Genomic DNA, 19,552 nt, shown 5'->3' on the forward strand with positions numbered 1-19,552 from the left:
ATTGTGGTCAACCGCAAGCATAATAATTATTTGTCAGTTATTCGAATATCATACATTTCTTTTAAACTTAATGTCTTATATTCTTCACGATGTATTATAGCCCATAGCATGAATTTCTTGTCTTCTTCATCTAGACCTCTATAATAGTATATGAATTCGAGCCCTTCATCATTTAAAATGTTCATTTTGTGCTCCTCCTTTTTATTTCAGAATAAATTTTTTCTGAACATTCTTTATAGCTATATACTCGCGTATGACCTCCAAACTCACGATTCCAAACATCAGCAATCACTTTTTCTATCTCTTCAACACTGCTTGAAGCATTTATCTTTTCGCAAATTTCCCTGCTTTCACTATCATATTCATCTATTGGCGCACCTGCTTTTAACAAAAGACAAGCATCTATTTCATCAATCATCTTCTTTACAATGCAAAAAATAATATCTTTCTCATTATTATCCATGATTATTCCTATCTTTTAATCAAAGCTTAATATACTTTTTTTAGATTATGGTTCATTTCCTTACCCCTTTCAAGGTTACTCTTTATGACAATTTTGTCTATATAAGATACTCTTTTTGAACAATATAATTATCTTACAAATATCATTCTCTTATGGAGGTCTCTGATGCTTGCTATTTCAGAATTTGCTCTTTTAAACGAAAATTGCGATGAAGAATTGTTAGAACGCATAAAATCCGATTTCGGAAAAGAGGAACTTGAAAATGGTATGTACTATGAAGTTGTACTACAAGATAACCGATTTGCTTGTGCTTATACAGACAATGAAATGAAAAATATAATTTCTACATGTATTAAAATAATAAAAGAACTGATTAATATTCATGATTCCGGTTATTCTAGAGAAAATTTTGATCAAACCAGCAACGCAAATAATGATGAAGAAAACCTTCTAAAGCCTATATTTTCCGTATATCTCGAGATACAAACACCAGTTTTACGTGCACTAATTGATGAATTGGCCGGCTACACTCGGACAGGCGGTGCATACTTTATGCTTATATCTGCACCATGCTTAATTAGCACTATTTATGGGGTATTTGATGTAATGCTTAATGATTATGATGACAAAGACATCTGGTTCTCGTGCTTATACTTCTTAATACGTGGTGCAATGAAAATGAATTCTCAATCTCTTTCTTCAAAAAATGAATAGTCAAAAAATATCCCAGAATATATTCGCTTTTGCTCATATATCTGGGATATATCTTATTACATCAGGAATATCGCAATCTATTTTATTGCAAATATCATTGATTGTCTTTAATGTAACACTTTCATTCTTTCTCAACGCATCTAATGTCCCGGTGCTAAATCCATATTCTTTTATCAGTCTATACTGTGAAATATTCTTTTCTTTGATAGTTTCCCAAAAGGGGTCAAATGTAATCACGCCACATCTCCTCTAAGAAATAGATTAGTATGGCATTTTTTAATTTGCTATTGCCGAATATTCGGCTATACTCATTAATTGGCGACATTATTGTCGCTACAAATAACTTTTTATCGGTATTACAATAATTTATGGAGGAGAATACTATGGAAAATCAGATAAAAGAATTGCGACAGAGCCGCGGAATATCGCAACAGAAATGTGCTGATGACCTAGGTATATCTATGCGCACTCTCCAGAGATATGAAAAAGGTGAGACAGAAAACTTATCTTTTTTTATAAAGCTCGCTAACTATTTTAACGTTGATCTAGAGGTGCTATTGACCATCTCTAACGGAGGGGAAGAAGATGAGTAGGCAAAATGAATTATTTGGAAAAAAATGTCGCGATAGACTTACAGGATTTGTAGGGGTCTGTACTGAACGTGTTATATGGCTTTTTGGATGCGACAAATATGCTTTAAGACAAATAGCCGATGACAGCAGAGAATATAAAACCCTGCCACGAGTATTTAATGAACAGTCCTTAGAGGTTCTTGAAAGCATAGTTGAAATCGATCCCAACATGGATGACATGTGTAACCAAAAAAAGTTCTTCGGAAAGCTATGCCAGGATAAAATAACTGGATTCAAAGGAATCTGCACCGGAAGAACAACATATCTATATGGTTCTGACATGTATTGTCTTACACCAAAATCCAAGAAAAAAAATATTGCCCGCCACTCGGAATGGTTTGACGAAGGCAGACTTGAAATAATAGGAGATGGAATTCCTGTAGATGATGTAAATGCTGAGAAACCTGGAGGTATGGATTCATATCCAGATCTTTCTTTAACATATGCTCCACTATAATTAGCTATAAAATATAAGAGAGGCCTTTTTTGCCTCTCTTTTTTGAAAAATGAGGATTGCATATGAAATATGGATACATACGAGTAAGCTCTAAAAATCAAAAAACTGATGGCAATAGTTTGGAGGCTCAATTAGAAGCAGTCAAGAAGGCTGGAGCTGAAAAAGTTTGTATTGAGACTTATACAGGATCAAAAATAGATAGACCTGAACTATCAAAACTTATTGATTCTGCCAATAAAGGCGATACCATTATTGTTACAAAAATGGATAGATTTGCAAGAACAGTTTCCCAAGCAACTGAAACCATAACCAATTTAATAGATGAAGGTATTATTGTACATGTATTAAACCTTGGTGTTCTCGATAATTCCTCCATGAGTGTTTTAGTACGAAATCTTCTTCTATCATTCGCTCAATTCGAAAGAGATCTGATAATTGAACGCACTCAGGAGGGACGGGCAATTGCTCGGTTAAAGCCAGGTTATAAGGAGGGGCGTCCCAAAAAATATAATCCTCAACAAATCACTCTCGCTTTAGAGTTGCTAAAAAATCATTCTTATAACCAAGTGTCATTAATGACAGGAATAAGTGTAAGTACCCTTTCAAGAGCAAAGAGAAAAACTGAAGATTTACAATCTGATAAACCGGAAAGTAATGTTATATGTCTCTAACCGAATAAGTCCAACTGCTCTCACTCAAGGAGAACTTAATGAACTACTGGAATAGCAATATCATAACAATACACAAACTACTAATCTTCATTATCATGTGCTCTTTACTTTTTTGTTTTTTCAAATATTCTTTCCAATATATGAATTCGATGTTTTATAAATCATCAATTGTTTTTACTATTAGGAGGTTAATAATGGTCAAGAAAAAGATTGCATTAAAAGATCTGGATACAGGTTATATGACTAGGCCATCCATATCCAAATATAGTTTTTATTGCCAAGCCTATTTTTCTACGAATAAGAACATATCTACTTTATCAAAAATTAATCCCCTAGTCATAGATTCGAACAATATAATAATCGATGGATACTGTACATATCTCATAGCTTTAGAAAATAAAATTCAGAAAATCAATTGCATTATCCAAGAACCTGATGAATCTCTAGTAAAAATAGTCTCCGCTCAACATCTTAAAAAGAATCTCAAATTCGGTACTAAAGTATATAACTGGAAAACTCATCATATACCTGTATGCCCAGGTTTAATATGTTCAGCCAACACCAATTCCGGTAAAGCCCTAGTAAGAATTATAAACATCGAAATGCGTCCTAGTATGAATACTCTTTCACTCAAAAACCTTTCATCACTCAATATTTCCAAAAAGAAAAAAACTCCTCTTAAGCATTACCATGAAAATCGGAGCCAGAAAGGAAATCACTGTGAGCTATGATATTTATTTAAAAGATAAGGTAACAGGAGAAACAATACAATTACCAGTAAAACATATGATAACAGGCGGAACCTATTGCGTAGATTATGATGAAAAAAATGATCTATTTACTCCTGCAGCTATAACTGATGCATGGCTAAATATCACATATAACTATAGCCACTACTATTATGAAGCAGCATCTGGAGATGAACGTTTTTATGGTAATAGCCACAGAGATAAACACTCCAACCTTGGAATCAGGGGCATTTATGGAAAAACTGGGGCTGAGTCTATCCAGATGATACCGGATCTAGCTGACCGAATTGAATCAAAGTATAAGCAAAATGGAAAATGGATAATAACAAAGAAAACAGAAACAGTTTTCAAAGATTTACATGGGAACATTATAGATGGAATATCTCTTTTAGAATCCTTGGGTGATACAGACTATAAAACTGAAAAAATAGTCAAACTAGTTAATGAGGGGGCAAATGATGATTATTGGACTTCTACAGCGGCTAATGCTATTAACCCCTTGTATCAACTCATGGCATTTGCAAAGTTAAGGCCTGATGGTATCTGGGATGGTGACTAAAAGCAAGGTATCTATCTCGTTGACATTGGAAGCAAATATGCTAATATTATTAGATCTAAGCAAAAAAAACAAATATAAAGTCATGAGTAGGCACTCATGTGAGAGATTTTGTCAACAAAAACATGATCGTTCCTCTATAATTATATCGATTAGATCATCGTGGGATAGTGTACTCCCATCATTGCCTATGAATAATCAAAACAATGTAAAGCATATTCTTTCATTGTCCTTTGATGATGTGGAGCTTGAGCAAATGCCTGAGTTTTGTATGACTTACGAAGATGGCGAAAAGATAGCGGAATTCGTTAATAGTTTTTACGCTGAAGCTGATTTGATAATTATTCATTGCGATGGTGGCATATCAAGAAGTGCCGGAGTTGCTGCAGCCATCATGAGAGTAAAAGAAGGTTTTGATGATCCAATATTCAATAACAGAAATAAGCATCCAAACATGACATGTTATCTACGCACATTGAAAGGATTTGGGTATATTTGATCCCAGCCATAGTAAGCAATGGCAAATTTATGCATTTCTTCTTGTGTCATTCATAAAATACAATTGTTTGCCAATAACTCTCGTTCATTGTGTAGAGAGGTCCATCAGTCCTTTATCAATATCTTTTAGTTCATCATGAATTTGACTGTACCCTTCTGATAAGAGCCAGATTACATCTATTATTTCTTTTTTCTCAAAGCCTCCTTCTTCTATGTCACCTATAAGGTATGACGAAATCCAGTTAAGCACCCTCGCTCTGCATATTACTGTGCTCACTTTCTGTTCAATATCATCTATGTCATCTATTATATTCATTTATTTTCTCCTTTTTTATTTAAATTTATCTAAAAGCTCATCAAAATAGGACTGTGTATTGTTCTTTGGAGTGCACCTTCCATTCAACTGATATTCGTCATGTAATACAATGTCAAGAATACAGTCAAAAAGACTCCCGAAGTCAGTTTGATGGTGATAGTCATCAAAGATACTATGCTTATGATATAACTCGTAAATATTTCCTTTCACATATATCTTCCAGCAGTGAAGAGTATTTCGTGATAACAGTTCTATCGTCTCAGACAACGACATGACTTCAAAATATCTTAGACTTTGAAGATCTTTTTCTGTAAACATTTGCCTCATTTTCAAAAAATACTTCCTGTAAAATATTACATAAAATGTCTTAAAGGCGGTTTTAGATCACTGATGGCAATCCATTATATGCCTATCATTTAATTTGGATTTAATGATTCTAGTCATAACTATTGTATTTTGGTCATTCAATTTATGACCATATTTTTTGACCATACCAACGTATTCATATTTCTCTATTATTGAATGTCATTCAATAATCATAAATTATGACCAATAAAAAAGAAATCGCTATAGCTTCACGATTCCTTTTAGATGTTTCTTTGATAATTGTAAGGTCTTACTACAACTCAGACACTTTAATTCATCTTACTGAGCACTAGCTATAGTGTGCTTCCAATTCATCAAATTCATTAAACAAAATACTTTATCGCTACTTATTCACTTTTAGTATCTCTATCTTATTTTTCAGAGCTTCTATCTGTTTTTCGTGTCCTACAACTATTGATTCTAACTCTTTAATTTTTGCTTTATACATAAACTCTTGTGCATCTCTGGCGACTAACTTACTAATAATTTCTTCCCGTTCTTTAATCTCTTGCCTTAACTCTTTTATTATTTGAGATGGATCATTTGCTTTCTGTTTTAATATTGACTGCTCCACATATTCTTTCAATATTTCATTATTGTATAGCGTCTGCCTTGCAATTTGCGCCTCTGATGCAATCTTATTAGCTGAAAGCTTTGTCCCTTTCATCCTGTCCTCTGCTGCTAGTCTTTCGCTCTCGAAGCGATTTATCACTGACTGTATTTTTCTTAGATGCTGAAGTATAAGTGGTGAAAGAGCTGACATTTCTTTTTCATTATCCAATATGTGAAAATCTATGAGTCTGCCCTTTATTTCCTCTTCTAGCTTATCCATTTTTCTGCCTCCGAATATATTGCTTCATAATTACTAATTATCTCTCTTAAGTTTTTATGCCTTTCCCAAACTTCACTTCTCCCCTGTTTAGCAACTTCTCTTCTTACTTCTATTAGCTCGGGCAATAATGTGTATTTTACAATATGTCTAAGCTTTTTCTCTTCTTTTTGTGCAGCTTTCTTAAAGCCATTTTTTGAATTGTGCTCAAAGGCAGCTTTTGTTGATAGAAAATCTGTGTATGAAATATCTGCCATAAAATACATGTGGCAATTGTTGGGACACATGCCATATGCACAATATAGTGCATCTGTATTATCATTAGATGGACACGGAAACACTTCACCACATCTTATACACATACCGCCTCTTTTACTGCGCAACGGAAATCTCTCGGAGGCCATTTTAACTACCTCATCAATGTTCTTTTTAATGTTCAAATTGTTTTTACTAATGTATTTCTTTACTCTATCTATAAATTCATCGGCATTTGCCCCCATCAGTTTTGCACCATTTTCAAAAACCTCCCTATATATTACATCTGAGTATTCTCTTTCAACATTTCTATCAGTTCTTACATAATACGCTGTCATCTCTAATGATAGATGTGTCATATGCCTACGTATATAAGTTAATGGAACTCGTTGTCTATACATATTTGTACAGACGCTCACTCTAAACTGAGTTATTGTTGGGTAACAGATCTCGTCTTCATCTGCTAATTCTTCAATCCGTAATTTCTTGTACCCCGAATATGAAAAATAGTCTGCACGAGAGAAACGCTCTTTCTTTATAACCGATAATTCACCATATTTCTCCCGTGCATTAACTGCCTTTAATAATTCACGATTCTTTGTTGTCATTCTAATCAAATTCTTATAATAAACGGCCTCGCTGAAAAAATTCACCCGTTGCCCCGGAAATACAATCAATGCATCAGATTTTATATTGTTCCTCGGTTTTTCACACAGTTCTAAAAGCACCTTAAGTGCCTCATATGCTATATTATTTAATGCTGCATACGCCATAAATGCCCCATCATCTTTATAGGCAGTTTTAAACGATAAAAACTCTATATAAGGCATTTCCATATTAGAGAATTCTGACTTTATTTTTTTTAGCCCATCTACTTTTAACGTCGCCAGCTCAGATAATCTCATTCCTACCTGCGAATAAATAAGAGCACAGGCTGCAACTACTCGTTCAGATACATCATTTGAGCAATCCCTCATTATTGTTTGATAACCATTTATTAGTATTGGTAAATAATTGGGATCAACTTCTGGTACCTTGTTAGAATCCCTTGCCATTTGTATCTCCGCCTTATTTCTTTGAGATAAAAACGCAAGGACTTCTGTATCTATTTTTCTGATATTGGTATTATAGAAATTGATAAACTGTTTAACATCATTCCTCCAATGGAAAACAGTTACCGTTGCAAAATTTCTATACAATCTGTCAAATACATCTTTATACTCACATAATGGAACTTCTGATATTTCGATAAATCCATCTTCTGCAAATTCCTCAATTACTTTTATGATTTGTTTGTATTGTTTATGAATAGTTCTAATTTTACTCCTACCCATAATAATTGCATCCAGAACAAACTGCTTATAATAATCCAGAAAAACACTATTGGGATTAAACTTGAATCTCATTTCATGCTTTCTAATAGGCAGATTTTTTATCATAGGACTAAAATCCCATATATCGTCTGTATAATATATTTCTACATTTGCAAACGGAAGTTTATTGATTCTTTTAAATGCCTCTAATGCAGTATTAGATATTTGCTTCTTTTCTAGTAATTCTTTTACCTCTTTTGTAGATATTAGCTTTACTTCATTGATTTCAATTACATTGCTGATCGCCATTGTCTGTCATTACCTCGTATATTTTACTTAAATAGGTCACATATAGCTTTTTTATTAAATACAAATGCTCTTTATCATGTTCAGAGGTTGCACTCTCTATTTTTTGGGATACGTTATTAATTGCTTCTTCAAATGCTCCAATAAATTCAGGCGAAGTGAAAAAACCCTCGCACATAAGGCAATCTGCTGTTCCTTCGACATCACATTCTTTGTTTCTGCAAACACCACAACGGTCATTTACTATATCTTCATCTGAAAAATCACATATTTTCGAAGATATAGTTCCTCTTATAGGAACTGCACCAATTTCTACTTTATACGTTGCCTCTATATAATCTTTTAAATCAACTTCGTAATAATAGTTTAATGTTGTAGTTATTTTTTTGTGGCCTGTTTGCTCCTTTAAAAATAATGGATTTACATTATTTTTGATTGCCTCATTGATCACAGTGGTCATATATGTATCTCTAAAGTTTCGTGAAGAATAGTTGCTTATACCAGCTTCTTTACAGACTTTTTTAAGATGTTTTCTATATCCATCCTCAGACACTACATTATATGTATGTCTACTGTTGTGGACTAAAAACAAATAGTGCTTTAGCGATTCAGGTGCTTCTTTTCGCGTTTGAGAAGTCACATCCTCTGCCATTTTAATTAATCTATATGTCTTTTGATCAATCTCTATATTTCTTTTATCCCCATGTGATGTTTTCTCTTTTACTCTTACAGAATAAAGGCCTGGTCGCCCATTTTCTTGTATACAGTCAACATCTAAATCCCTAATTGTGTTAATACGAAGTCTTGTGATACACGATAGACTAAAAATTATAAAATACAGTTTATTATTGTTACTGAGTCTGGCATACTCCTCCATTTTTTTATATAGTAACTGCAATTCTTCCTTCGGTACCGGCTGAGAATCATTTTTCTTTGGCTCAGAATATGAAAAAAACCTGTATGTCGCAGGTTCAACCTGATAAAGCCCCTCTGTTTCAAGATATCTAAAAAAAGGTTTTAGCGGTGCTAACCTTTGATCTAATGCCCTCGGTGTCAACTTACTTTCCCATAGCATTTTGTAGCCTATCACCTCTTCCGCTAATATTTCCTCTTGGATATCCTTTTTATTACTTCTTGCTGCAACAAATTCTGCTAAATGTAATGATCGTACCTCTTCTCTATAATTTAAAAAGTCCATAATATATCTGGTCTTTTTTTGTCTTCCATGTAAAACTGTGTTGCCGTTAACGCGCCAAAACCATTCCTTTAGTGCTTCTTTTAGAATAGGATCCTTAATAGAAGAAAAGTCTATTTTTTGTAACTCATATGATTTAGTGATAGAATTCTTTTCTTCTAGACCATTAGGCGCCACAATCCATTTGTCACATTTGGGCATCTCATCTACTGGATTTAAATAACAAAAGAAATACCCTTCTAGAAAATTATCAGTAAACCTTTGACTTCCAATATATAGTCTTGATAGACCATTTATCTCATTAAAAACCGATCTTTCTCCTTGCAGTTCATCTATATATAAATAAAAAAGCTTAATAAAATTGGAATACTCACTATATTCTCTATAAAACAGACATTGCAGTTTTAATGTATCAACATCGAAATCGTATATATCTTTTATTTCTTTCCAATTAAGGCTCTCAGCAAAATGTCTTATCATTGGAGTTATATTATAACAATCATCTTTTCTACATTTTTCTCTATAAAAATTCACAATTAAATCTTGTATATATGTGTTATCAGTATCGAATTCTAATTCGGTGTATTCTATATCACCAGGATTATTCTTATACCACTTTGGAACTATTCTGAAATGACATAAGCTCTTATTTCTCTCTATTGTATGCTTAAACAGCGATCTGGAAGACGGGGCTCTATGATAAAAATCAATATAATCATCTTTTATATGCTCCATTTCATTTTTTAATGTTTTACTATAAAAATTATGTTTTAAAACGATATAAAAAATAATTCTCCACGCAATATATGAACCTGCCCCTGTCATGCTCTTTCCCCATGACATCATTCTCTCTTTATCAACATCATTTTTATTAAAATCATTATTTAAAGAGTTTACAAATAATATTAGCTGTTTCCTTATAGCACTCTCTCTACCATTATATTTACCTCCATATTTTTTCTCGAATTCCCCATAAATGCTTTTGATAAAATCTTTGGTTTTGGTACAGCTAAACCTCTCTCCTGAGAACGCTTCCTTAAAACTTACATATTGTTTTGTGTTCCTTACTGTCTTCATCAAAATCCTTCCATATCTTCAAATTTGAAAATATCATCTTCGAATTCTTTAAATATTAATTCGTGTAATTGACGAGTATCGTCTTCCGTTGGATTATGGTATATTGCTGTTGATTCTAGAGAATGATGGCGCATAAAATCCTTTACATCCATCTCATTCAATACATCGCTATTCCTACTGAGCTCCATTCCAAAACCATGCCTAAACCGATGATTCAAATTATTTTTCTTGGTACCTTTATCCACTGGTATTCCACATTTTTCATATATTTTTCTCAGTCTTTTATTCCACACATCCTGAGATAATGGCCTTCCTATACTATTTAAAAATAAATAATAGTTTTCTTCTATTTCTCTATTTCCTAAAGGAACACTATCTGCCCTAGCAAATTTTTCTCTCCGTTCCATGTATTTCTTGTTTCCAACATGAAATATATTGATATATTCTATTATTTCTTTGGCCAAGTTTTCAGATATCATTACTTTTTGATATCCTAGTTTTTCTTTTCTATAGTCTGGTCTATTATAATCATCTTTCGAATTGACATTGAGGACACCTTTAGCTGATTGCCAACTAGAATCACTAACTCTATTCCTTAATAGTAGATAGTATATATTTAAACCCTCAGCGTTTTTTTTAATAATAACATCTTCTAAAGTAAGTCCTAACACTTCTCCTATCCTTAAGCCATGTTCAAACATAAGCCTGCAAATTATACGCTCCGCTTTTTTTTCTTCATTTGTTCCAATTGTCTTTATGATGTTTTTATAATCATCTCGAGAAATATATTTAGGTGTTTCATGGTTTTTATTTCCGATTATCAAGGATACATCATATTTTTTTCTATTATGATATGTGTTACCATCCCAATCGTAATCTTGCCATATTTTATATTTCAAAAATATGTGCTCTTTTATGCCCAAATGCTTAACATATAGTCTATATGCATTCAAATAGAGGTTGATTGTATTATTCGTCCTATAAGTGCACAATGACAGACTATAATTTAAGCCTTTTCTGGATATACCTAATAAAAAATCAATCATATAATTTGCATAAGTATGATCGATATCCATAATATCAATTTCAAATATCTCCAAAAAATCATACAGAAATTTCAAAGCGCTTATAATTTGTAACTTATAATTCACTCCAAATCGCATTGACTTATTGAAATTAATGAATCTGATTGCATCTTCAATTGGTCTCATTTCTGAATCATAAAACATATATATTGGTTCATCTTCAAGAGTAACCTTTTTTACTCTAGTCTGAACGTTCTTTTCGATAACCTCTTTTTTGTCTATTTTTTTTACAACATTATAAATTGTTCCTTGTTTGTATTTTTTCTCTGTAATTATAATCATGCAAGCCCCCTCTTAGACAATTTTGTTTTAATTGATAATATGATTCTATTATCTATTATTATCCAAGTCAATTAATCTCTGTATAAACTTATATTGATAAATATTTCCGTTTGATATCCAGATATTCAATATCTTTGCGGCCATTTATACAATTATCAAAAAATTGATAACCTTTGGAACCCGTTCCGCCGGATATAAAAATGTTATAACCAGCCTTTACCAGTGTCTGTAAGTATTCTGCAAGATCCTTTTCAATTGAACCAATGCTGATAAGCTTATCGATGGTAATGGGATTATCCGGAAACCTTCGTATAGTCAGTATCGGTCCGTTCAGTGCGACCGGAGGAAGCACCGCATTCACTCGGGATCCGTTTTCAAGACGGGCATCAACTATAGGAGACGCTTCATTTACTACTCTGTTACATTTGCTTACTATCTGCTGAATGACATCCTCGAGCTTAGCGACGGATTCAAATCTCATTTCATGTCTGAAAAGTCTGCCATTTTTTTCAACAAAGATGTGGTCGGTTCCGTTTACCATGATCTCCGTGATCTCCGGATCATCCACCAGGAGCTGTAAGACATCAAGCTTTCTTATCGAAAAGAAAAGCTCCTGCCTTAGTCTAACCTTCTCATCAAGAGAGAGCTTTATGTTCTTACACTCTGTTAGTATTCCTCTGTCTATTCTTTCAAGCATCTCTTCGTCATCAACATCTCTGGTAAAATCCATGCTCTCAAGAATGTTTTCTCTTATTTTTATTTTCAGATCTTCATGTTTCAAAGCACGCTTCCTCCGCTCCTGCTTATCCTGTGGAGCTTCTTCATATCAAAGCTGTCATCATTTTTAAGTTCTTCCAAAAACAAATTGCTTCTCATAGTTGCAAAGTAATCATCATCCCAAAGCATATAAAGCTCATCACACAGATGGATCATTCCGAAAAGATCTCTTACTCCCTCGGAAATATCCAGGATCAGATTCTCGTATTTTCCGGTGCTACCTATCATTCCGATAAGTTTTTCATATTCCTTTGCAGTGATCATTCTGCTCTGACAGGCAGAATTGGAAGCAGGAATAAAATCCATCTCATTGTCATGCTTAAGTATTCTCTCTAAATAAATGCCGAATTTATCACCTGCACATTCCGCAAAGTACATAAGGTCTATCAGAGTTTCTTCATAAGCTTCGTTTCGTATAGTTTCATTGGTACAAAGACAGTCCGTATTTATATAGATGGTTTTCTTATTTTTTGACAGTTCCTTTGCATAGGAAATCGCTTCCTTTGTCTGATTATTATTAAGTACAGGCGTATAAAACCCTGTCACCTTCATTCTGTCTTCAGATAAGGTGTCCTTCCCCTTAACTATAAGGCCCGGAATATCGAGACACATGCTAAGAATTGTATCCGTAATCTTTTCGCTCTTTTGATATTTATCTGTATATCTGATATCAGCATTTTGATTACCGTAGGTTGGCTCATCCTCTGAAAGACATTTTTCTTTTTCTCTTAAAACCAGTACATGTTCAAAGCCATTTATAGCTGACCTTTCATATAGTGACTGAGATATCAGAAGTAAAATGTTCTTTCCCTTTTCTATAAAGCCTGAAAGTCTGTCCGTATCCGTGATCCCATATATCTCAAATGAGATGCTGAGGTTATCTCTTATGTAACCATCAAGCTTTTTCAAATAGTTCTTATCGCTGTCGCATATTATTAAGATGTTCTTATTCATAATTCATTTCCTCGTAAATCACATACATACCAGTGCGTTTTCTCCGGTCACCAGAAGTACTGCAATAAGTACCGGAACCGCAAAGTGGATTGTTTGTCGCATTTTACCTTTAACAATGATCTTTATTATTCCGATCAAAGCTCCGATAACAAAGGACATTATCATGCAGCAGATAAGCTCACCCATAGGGAGGAACAGTGATATAACAGTAAGTAGTTTAAGATCACCTGCGCCGATGCCCTTCACCATGTAAACCGGAATAAGTATTAAAAAGGTTATCAGCATTTTTATTCCCATCTCTTTAATGGAGATGTTCATTTCCTTATCCAGGAAGCTCATCATCACTCCTGCCAGAGCTCCGATAAGGAGCCAGGCATTAAAAATTTTGTTTTTCAATATATCTGTAATTGCTGACCCTGCAGTCAGGCAATATAAAACCGAAAGTGTCATTGTTTTTTCCTTTCATAGAGATTTGTAAATATGCCGGTGCTTATGCGAATGCACTAGAGAATGATCAGGGGACAGAATGCCTACACCGGCATATTTAGTTTTTAAAACTGATGTTGCCTATCCATTTCCAATTTTTCTTGGACAACGGTGACGATATTATCAAAAGCTTTTTGAATGCACAACCCCACTAAATGCCGTGTTTTTTTGTTTCGATTTTTTTCTTAAGGAATTCTTATTTTTATATGTACGGCCAATAAATAAGCCGAACAGATCACTAAAAAGTTACCTGTTCGGCTGTTTTATTAATATATAGTAGGAAAAATTCCCAAATTGTAAATATTAAGTTTTTTTTAAATTTTTAAGCCATATATCCTCTAGACATAACATTGTCAGCAAAGCTCTCCTTTAAATTGCCCTTTCCGTAAGTTAAACCTGCGTATACCTTTGGTACATTTGTCATAAGGGCCTCATCATTATTCATCTTTTCAAGTTGAACATAGGCTGAGTGAAGAGCTTCGAAGGTTTTGTTTACATGATCCAGTTCCTCATCACTGTTTTTTGCTGTCGCTATAAGGATCTGTCTCTTTTCAAAAAGATATAGAGCAAGAAGGTTTTTCCCCAGTTCATAATTAAGATTTAGGGAATGTATCAGCTCATCGATACAGTTCATCGCTTTTGATAATCCTTCCGAAAAGCCCTTCTTGTCGTCTAATTCCAGTGCATCCTTTGCCTCAGCGAGATAATCAAGAACCATCTCATAGAGGATTGTGATCATCTGGGTTTTATTTGCCATTGTGATTCTTCTTGTATAAACCTGTATTTTTTCCTGTGTCATATCAGATTACCTCAATTCCAAAATAATTACTGAAGGAGCTGTAAAACCTGCTGAGGTCTTTCGTTTGCCTGTGCAAGCATGCTGGTTCCTGCCTGTGACAGTACCTGCTGAGTTGAGTAAACTGTCATTTCCTCAGCCATATCCACATCCATTATTCTGGAATATGCTGCTGTCATGTTTTCATTTGTGACATCGATATTGCTGACTGTATGATCAAGTCTGTTCTGATATGCACCAAGTCTGCTTCGAATATCAGAAATCTTCTGAAGGGCATTCCCGATATCCTCTATTGCCTGATCGGCACCTGTATGAGGTGCTGCTTTTATGCGCTCATCTGATGCAGCTTCTACGTTTTCTAATATTTTGTTGTAATCCTCTTCTGTTATTTCACCATTGTCGCATCTTCTTCTGGCTTCTGCTATTGTTCTTGCTTCTTCAACATTGATGAAATGTAGGACTTCTCCATCCTGTCCCCTTGTATAATCCAGGCGCTCATCTACGGCGTTGTAATATGTTGTGTTTATAATGGCCTCTTTTTCTACAGCTGTAAGGTAATCACAATTATTTATAAACTCAACTGCATCGATCAGATCATCTGTGTAGGTTCTGCTGACATCGGTATATGCAATACCAAGATTTGTAAGAGTAATCTTGGGTATTCTGATATCAAGGGTCTGTCCTTCGTTAGCACCAACCTGCATAGTCATGGCACCCTTTCTGGTGAGCTCCATGTCTATTCTCTCTCCTTCGAGATTCTTGTTGGCTTTTATTTCTATCTCTTTTCCATCTCTTGTGGACAGCTTGATAATGTCTCCGTCAACGCTGACGTTTGCCTGGTACATGTAGTTAACTTCTTTTTCTCTGCCCTGGGCCATTGTTATTCTGGTGACATCAACCTTTACAGAATCAGCTTTATATCCCTTATCATCTACAAGGGTAACCTCACCGGTGCTCTCGTTATATTCACAGTAAAGGCCTTCTATGTAATACTTTCCGCTATCGATAACGTCACTATAGCTGTTTACTGTGACATTGGGCTCTGTTACATCATCGATTGTGGCATAGCCTCTATAATCAAAGGAACCGTCCAGAAGAGTCTGTCCATTAAACTGGGTTGCCTCTGATATTCTTGTGATTTCCTCTTTAAGCTGTGCTACTTCATCCTGGATAATTCGAAGATCGGTCTCACTGTTAGTTCCGTTTGCAGCCTGAATTGCTACTTCGCTCATTCTCTGCAAAATATCATGAACCTCTGTCAGTGTTCCGTCAGCGGTCTGGATTACTGAGATAGCATCTCCTGAGTTACCGCTTGCTGTCTCAAGACTTCTGATCTGCGCATGCATTCTTCTGGATATTGCCAGTCCTGAGGGGTTATCCTTAGCATTTGCTATTTTGAGACCGCTGGAGAGTCTCTGTATTGATTCTGAAAGTTTGTTGTCGTTTGCAACAAGTGCATTGTTCGCTATCATTGCTGAAATGTTGTAATTGATCTGCATGATGACCTCCGATCCTTTTTATGCCTATACTGCGTGTACAAAAAGTTCTGCCATCCTTAGCAATGTGCGATTATCGAAAACTCCACTTTCCGATCCTGCTACCGCTGTTCCGGCTTCCTGCCTGCGGTAAAAAATTCCTATATCTTTAGAGTCTACTTCAAGGGAAGGTTCATTTTCCCTTATTCCTGCTATAAATCTTTCTCTTACTTCTGTCATATAATCTGCAAGTGTCCCTGAGCTTGGATAGGTTGCTGCAAAGGCTCCCTTCAGCCTTCCATTATCTATTGTCATAGCCATGGAAATATGTCCATAGTCCTCTGTCTCCAGCTCTGCTTCAACCTTTTTTCCCTCTTGTGAGCCGTCTCTTAATGTCACATGCATTGAAACGATTCTGCCATCGATTTCCACAGGTATCTCAAAATTGTTTTCTTTAGCAAGACCTGCTGCCACCGAAAGCTGCTTCTGCATAAGATGAATTGATCTGACATCAATATATGTATCCGCTTCGTAGGAAAGCATCTCATCAAGCTGCATTGCAAGATCAGTAATCTTTTCCTCGTAAGCTTCCTGGTAATCCTCTTCCTCTATAAGGTCTTCTAGCATCTTCTGACGGGTTTCCTTAAATGCCAGCTTTGCTATCTTTTCAGCATGATCCCATACAGATTCTTCCCTGCCCTTTCTTCCGGCCTTGAGGTTTAAGTATGCCTGCACGTTTTCTATGTTTGCTTCTATGCCGTACTTAATAAGTTCCTCAGATGCTTCTCCAGAAATATGGGACTGCGCTACTTTTCTGATGCTTTCTGCTCTTTCATTAAGGTAATCCATCTCTGCCTTAAGGCTGTCCTCTGATTCCTTTGCTTCCTCGAGCCTTGTTGCAAGTTCATCAAGAAGCATATCTTCCTTTGCCTTGGCTGTATGGAGCTTATCAGGTTCTAGGTTGTCATAGACAATGTCAGCTTTCTCACTGTAATAAACAAAGGCTGTTTCTATCTGTGATGAGATTGAAGGCTTTGAAGAGGTAGCTGCTTCTAACCCTCCAAAATCATCATCAACCTTGTAATCCATGCCCTTCTTACTTTTTTTTGCTGTTCTTGTTGCTGCAAGGAGATTCTCTATTGTCATCTCTGCTCCGGTCTCTAAAACCGTTCCTATAGCAGCATTGTCAGTAGCCTTAAGAGTATGGAAAAGTCTGTATATTCCTATGTATGATGCCTTCTCCTCAGGAGATATTTCGGCATTTTTCTCAAGTTTATAAAGGAATTTGGAATACTTTTCCTCCTGCTTTGATGAATCCTTGTCCTGCCTTGAAAGTTCGCTTCCAAGCTCTTCAAGTGTCATCTTCAGAGGATTGTGTCCATCCCTTATCATATTAAGAACTGCACTTGGCTTTAATTTATTAACTACATTCATGAGCTTTTCATCTACAGTTCTTACTCTTTCGATATTCTCTTCAGATATTTCCATTCGGTTGTAGCCGAGAATTCTTGCAGCTCTTTTATTTTGTTCGTTAACTTCAAGCCCAGCATTTTTAATAAGCTCATCAATATTACGAAAGGCATTTTTAATGTTGTCACCAAGGTCAGCTCTTACCTCTGTTCCCACTGCTTCGTATGTTGCACCGGCCTTTTCGTATCTCTGCTTTATGTTATTTCCGGTTTCGTAAATGTTCTCAAGATTAGCAGATCGGATACCTCCAAGCTGTCCGATGAAGGCTACAGGGAAGGTCTTTAACTCATCTACTTTTCTGGTTGTGTCTTCAAAAAGAAGGTATTTTTCGGTTCCTTCCTCGTTAAACAGATTTTTGTTTAAAGCCTCTATCTCGTTGTTAAGAGCCTCAAGAACATCACTTATTGGCTTGATTTCAAGCTTAAAGCCCTTATCTAAAAGCCTCAGGTTAGCTGTTACTGTCATTGAAAGCCTTATTTCCTCAAGCTGCTTTCTTGCAAGCAGAGCTTCCTTTTCCTGATTTATATCAAGAGGAATTATGGTTTTCTCATTCTCTTTCTGGTCAGAAGAACTCTTTTCTGAATCTATGGTTTCCTGTTCTTTATACAAATTTTCAATGGTAACAGGCTTGGATTCTGCAACTACGCGGTCTATGGATTTTGTGCTTATCGCATCCACCTTTTCCACGATTTCAATTGCCTTATCCATGTGGTTTTCCTGATTCTGGGTAAGGCCTGCTGCCCCTGAATTTTTATTTGCGATAGAGGTTGCAGCTGACTTTACAATTTCTTTTTCATCCATAGGAAAAGTAAGATTCTTTATCTCACTTACCTTCTGCAGTTTTTCCTTTGTAAGCGGGATGGAATCCTCTATCATCCATCTGGCATTATCAAGGACTTCTTTATCGGAGGGTTCAAAGCCTGCTTCCTCGATAATTCTTGCAGCCTGATCCTTAACTGATTCCCAGTCAAGGTCACTAGCTTTCTTGGCATAGTATCCACCTGCTTCAAGGGCTATAAATGCTCCGCCCTTTCTGTCCTGGCCGTTTGTAGCATGCTCTGCCATGTATATATTTTCGATTGTTGGCTGCAGATCATTAAGTGTCATGTATTTAACTGCGCCGTCACTAATCTCAGTAATGCCTTCCATTTTTTCTATGGCGGTCATCACTTCGCTTATGTTTTCATCTGTAAGCGGAATATCATTTTCATAAAAAGAAGAGATGATATCACCTGCAAGCCCTCTGCTGCCTGTTATCTCTGCCAGCTTGTCCATAGAAATATCATCTGTGTAGCCGATTACCTCAGTTCCGGACATCGCAAGTGTAGCCTTAATCTTGTCGAGGATTGTCACGGTTTCGTCCGGATCCATCTCTGAAAAATTAAATCCATCCTGGGATGCTCTGGCAAAATCATCAGGCGACATATTGTTGGCCATAAGCGACATATAATTATGGCGGATCTCAGCGTTTGTATTCTGAGCCTCTGCCATTACATCACTCTTCGTTTTACCGGGTTCTGAATATGCCTGATTATTAAGGCCATCATTAAAGCTGACTGCAACTGCACTCTTTAATGTCATGCCCTTAATATTCCCCGAAGTATGTATTTGTCCTGCATCCATGCCCTTTCTGGCTTTTTCTAAATCGGATTCCATTCCGTTTATAGTCTGAAAGTTCACGTTCATATGTCTCTCCGAATCTTGATCGAGTAGGCTGACTCCTACTCGATTTCGCACACGAACATTCCGCACTTCGTGCTCCATGTTCTTACAACCGGCAAATGAATTTGTATGCAAGCATCCATTCGCTTGCCGGTCTTGTGCAACAAA

21 protein-coding genes are annotated in these 19,552 nt (G+C 35.6%); 7 read left to right on the forward strand and 14 right to left on the reverse strand.

The annotated features are described in order from the left end of the window. Positions 1-26: 26 nt before the first annotated feature. Positions 27-185, reverse strand: coding sequence for a hypothetical protein (locus G587_RS25545; RefSeq protein WP_155829565.1), 159 nt, complete (start codon positions 183-185; stop codon positions 27-29). Further along, positions 182-463: a hypothetical protein gene (locus tag G587_RS0114620; RefSeq protein WP_026492875.1), complete on the reverse strand. Its 282-nt coding sequence runs from the start codon at positions 461-463 to the stop codon at positions 182-184. The genes G587_RS25545 and G587_RS0114620 overlap by 4 nt, the downstream gene beginning before the upstream one ends. Before the next feature lie 165 nt (positions 464-628). Here G587_RS0114620 and G587_RS0114625 point away from each other — a divergent pair, with 165 nt between their 5' ends. Further along, positions 629-1,177, forward strand: coding sequence for a hypothetical protein (locus G587_RS0114625; protein WP_026492876.1), 549 nt, complete (start codon positions 629-631; stop codon positions 1,175-1,177). Between the two features lie 33 nt (positions 1,178-1,210). On the opposite strand, the gene G587_RS0114630 is transcribed toward G587_RS0114625, so the two are convergent. Next, positions 1,211-1,414, reverse strand: coding sequence for a helix-turn-helix domain-containing protein (locus G587_RS0114630; RefSeq protein WP_026492877.1), 204 nt, complete (start codon positions 1,412-1,414; stop codon positions 1,211-1,213). A 146-nt stretch (positions 1,415-1,560) separates the two neighbouring features. On the opposite strand from G587_RS0114630, the gene G587_RS0114635 reads away from it, so the two are divergent. The 6 genes from G587_RS0114635 to G587_RS25910 all read left to right on the forward strand — a co-directional run bounded on the left by G587_RS0114635 (position 1,561) and on the right by G587_RS25910 (position 4,741). After that, positions 1,561-1,770 carry a helix-turn-helix domain-containing protein gene (locus G587_RS0114635; protein ID WP_035786892.1) on the forward strand — a complete coding sequence of 70 codons (210 nt, stop codon included), beginning with the start codon at positions 1,561-1,563 and terminating at the stop codon, positions 1,768-1,770. Further along, complete coding sequence (locus G587_RS25905; protein ID WP_196812585.1) at positions 1,763-2,266, forward strand: hypothetical protein; 504 nt, start codon at positions 1,763-1,765, stop codon at positions 2,264-2,266. The genes G587_RS0114635 and G587_RS25905 overlap by 8 nt, the downstream gene beginning before the upstream one ends. Before the next feature lie 62 nt (positions 2,267-2,328). Beyond that, the gene (locus G587_RS0114645; protein WP_026492879.1) at positions 2,329-2,937 is read left to right on the forward strand and encodes a recombinase family protein; all 609 of its coding nucleotides are present in this window, start codon (positions 2,329-2,331) and stop codon (positions 2,935-2,937) included. A 194-nt stretch (positions 2,938-3,131) separates the two neighbouring features. Beyond that, positions 3,132-3,668: a hypothetical protein gene (locus tag G587_RS0114650; RefSeq protein ID WP_026492880.1), complete on the forward strand. Its 537-nt coding sequence runs from the start codon at positions 3,132-3,134 to the stop codon at positions 3,666-3,668. Further along, positions 3,628-4,245, forward strand: a complete 618-nt coding sequence (locus tag G587_RS22955) for a hypothetical protein (protein WP_196812586.1) — start codon at positions 3,628-3,630, stop codon at positions 4,243-4,245. The genes G587_RS0114650 and G587_RS22955 overlap by 41 nt, the downstream gene beginning before the upstream one ends. Before the next feature lie 187 nt (positions 4,246-4,432). Then, positions 4,433-4,741 carry a dual specificity protein phosphatase family protein gene (locus G587_RS25910; protein WP_196812587.1) on the forward strand — a complete coding sequence of 103 codons (309 nt, stop codon included), beginning with the start codon at positions 4,433-4,435 and terminating at the stop codon, positions 4,739-4,741. Between the two features lie 84 nt (positions 4,742-4,825). Here the strand turns inward: G587_RS25910 and G587_RS0114665 are convergent, their stop codons facing one another. The 11 genes from G587_RS0114665 to G587_RS0114720 form a co-directional block, all read right to left on the reverse strand. Then, positions 4,826-5,056 carry a hypothetical protein gene (locus G587_RS0114665; RefSeq protein ID WP_026492882.1) on the reverse strand — a complete coding sequence of 77 codons (231 nt, stop codon included), beginning with the start codon at positions 5,054-5,056 and terminating at the stop codon, positions 4,826-4,828. A gap of 709 nt (positions 5,057-5,765) precedes the next feature. Continuing rightward, complete coding sequence (locus G587_RS0114675) at positions 5,766-6,254, reverse strand: hypothetical protein (protein ID WP_026492884.1); 489 nt, start codon at positions 6,252-6,254, stop codon at positions 5,766-5,768. Then, positions 6,242-8,128 (reverse strand): tyrosine-type recombinase/integrase, encoded by a 1,887-nt coding sequence (locus G587_RS0114680; protein WP_026492885.1) that lies wholly within the window; start codon positions 8,126-8,128, stop codon positions 6,242-6,244. The genes G587_RS0114675 and G587_RS0114680 overlap by 13 nt, the downstream gene beginning before the upstream one ends. Next, positions 8,106-10,397 carry a tyrosine-type recombinase/integrase gene (locus tag G587_RS0114685; RefSeq protein ID WP_026492886.1) on the reverse strand — a complete coding sequence of 764 codons (2,292 nt, stop codon included), beginning with the start codon at positions 10,395-10,397 and terminating at the stop codon, positions 8,106-8,108. Before G587_RS0114685 ends, G587_RS0114680 begins: the two co-directional genes overlap by 23 nt. Next, positions 10,397-11,764, reverse strand: a complete 1,368-nt coding sequence (locus G587_RS0114690) for a tyrosine-type recombinase/integrase (RefSeq protein ID WP_026492887.1) — start codon at positions 11,762-11,764, stop codon at positions 10,397-10,399. The genes G587_RS0114685 and G587_RS0114690 overlap by 1 nt, the downstream gene beginning before the upstream one ends. Positions 11,765-11,852: 88 nt before the next feature. After that, on the reverse strand, positions 11,853-12,545 hold the full coding sequence (locus G587_RS22960; protein WP_035786904.1) for an ATPase, T2SS/T4P/T4SS family: 693 nt from the start codon (positions 12,543-12,545) through the stop codon (positions 11,853-11,855). Next, a complete protein-coding gene (locus G587_RS0114700) occupies positions 12,542-13,495 on the reverse strand; it encodes a hypothetical protein (RefSeq protein ID WP_026492888.1) in 954 nt (317 codons plus the stop codon). The genes G587_RS22960 and G587_RS0114700 overlap by 4 nt, the downstream gene beginning before the upstream one ends. An 18-nt stretch (positions 13,496-13,513) precedes the next feature. Further along, positions 13,514-13,945 carry a prepilin peptidase gene (locus tag G587_RS0114705; RefSeq protein ID WP_026492889.1) on the reverse strand — a complete coding sequence of 144 codons (432 nt, stop codon included), beginning with the start codon at positions 13,943-13,945 and terminating at the stop codon, positions 13,514-13,516. A 358-nt stretch (positions 13,946-14,303) separates the two neighbouring features. Beyond that, positions 14,304-14,780, reverse strand: coding sequence for a flagellar export chaperone FliS (locus G587_RS0114710; RefSeq protein WP_026492890.1), 477 nt, complete (start codon positions 14,778-14,780; stop codon positions 14,304-14,306). A gap of 26 nt (positions 14,781-14,806) precedes the next feature. Further along, the gene (locus tag G587_RS24645; protein ID WP_051201064.1) at positions 14,807-16,276 is read right to left on the reverse strand and encodes a flagellin N-terminal helical domain-containing protein; all 1,470 of its coding nucleotides are present in this window, start codon (positions 16,274-16,276) and stop codon (positions 14,807-14,809) included. Between the two features lie 24 nt (positions 16,277-16,300). Next, the gene (locus G587_RS0114720) at positions 16,301-19,408 is read right to left on the reverse strand and encodes a DUF6240 domain-containing protein (protein ID WP_026492891.1); all 3,108 of its coding nucleotides are present in this window, start codon (positions 19,406-19,408) and stop codon (positions 16,301-16,303) included. Between the last annotated feature and the right edge of the window lie 144 nt (positions 19,409-19,552).

It is taken from the genome of Butyrivibrio sp. XPD2002 (assembly GCF_000423945.1).
Lineage (GTDB): Bacteria > Bacillota > Clostridia > Lachnospirales > Lachnospiraceae > Butyrivibrio.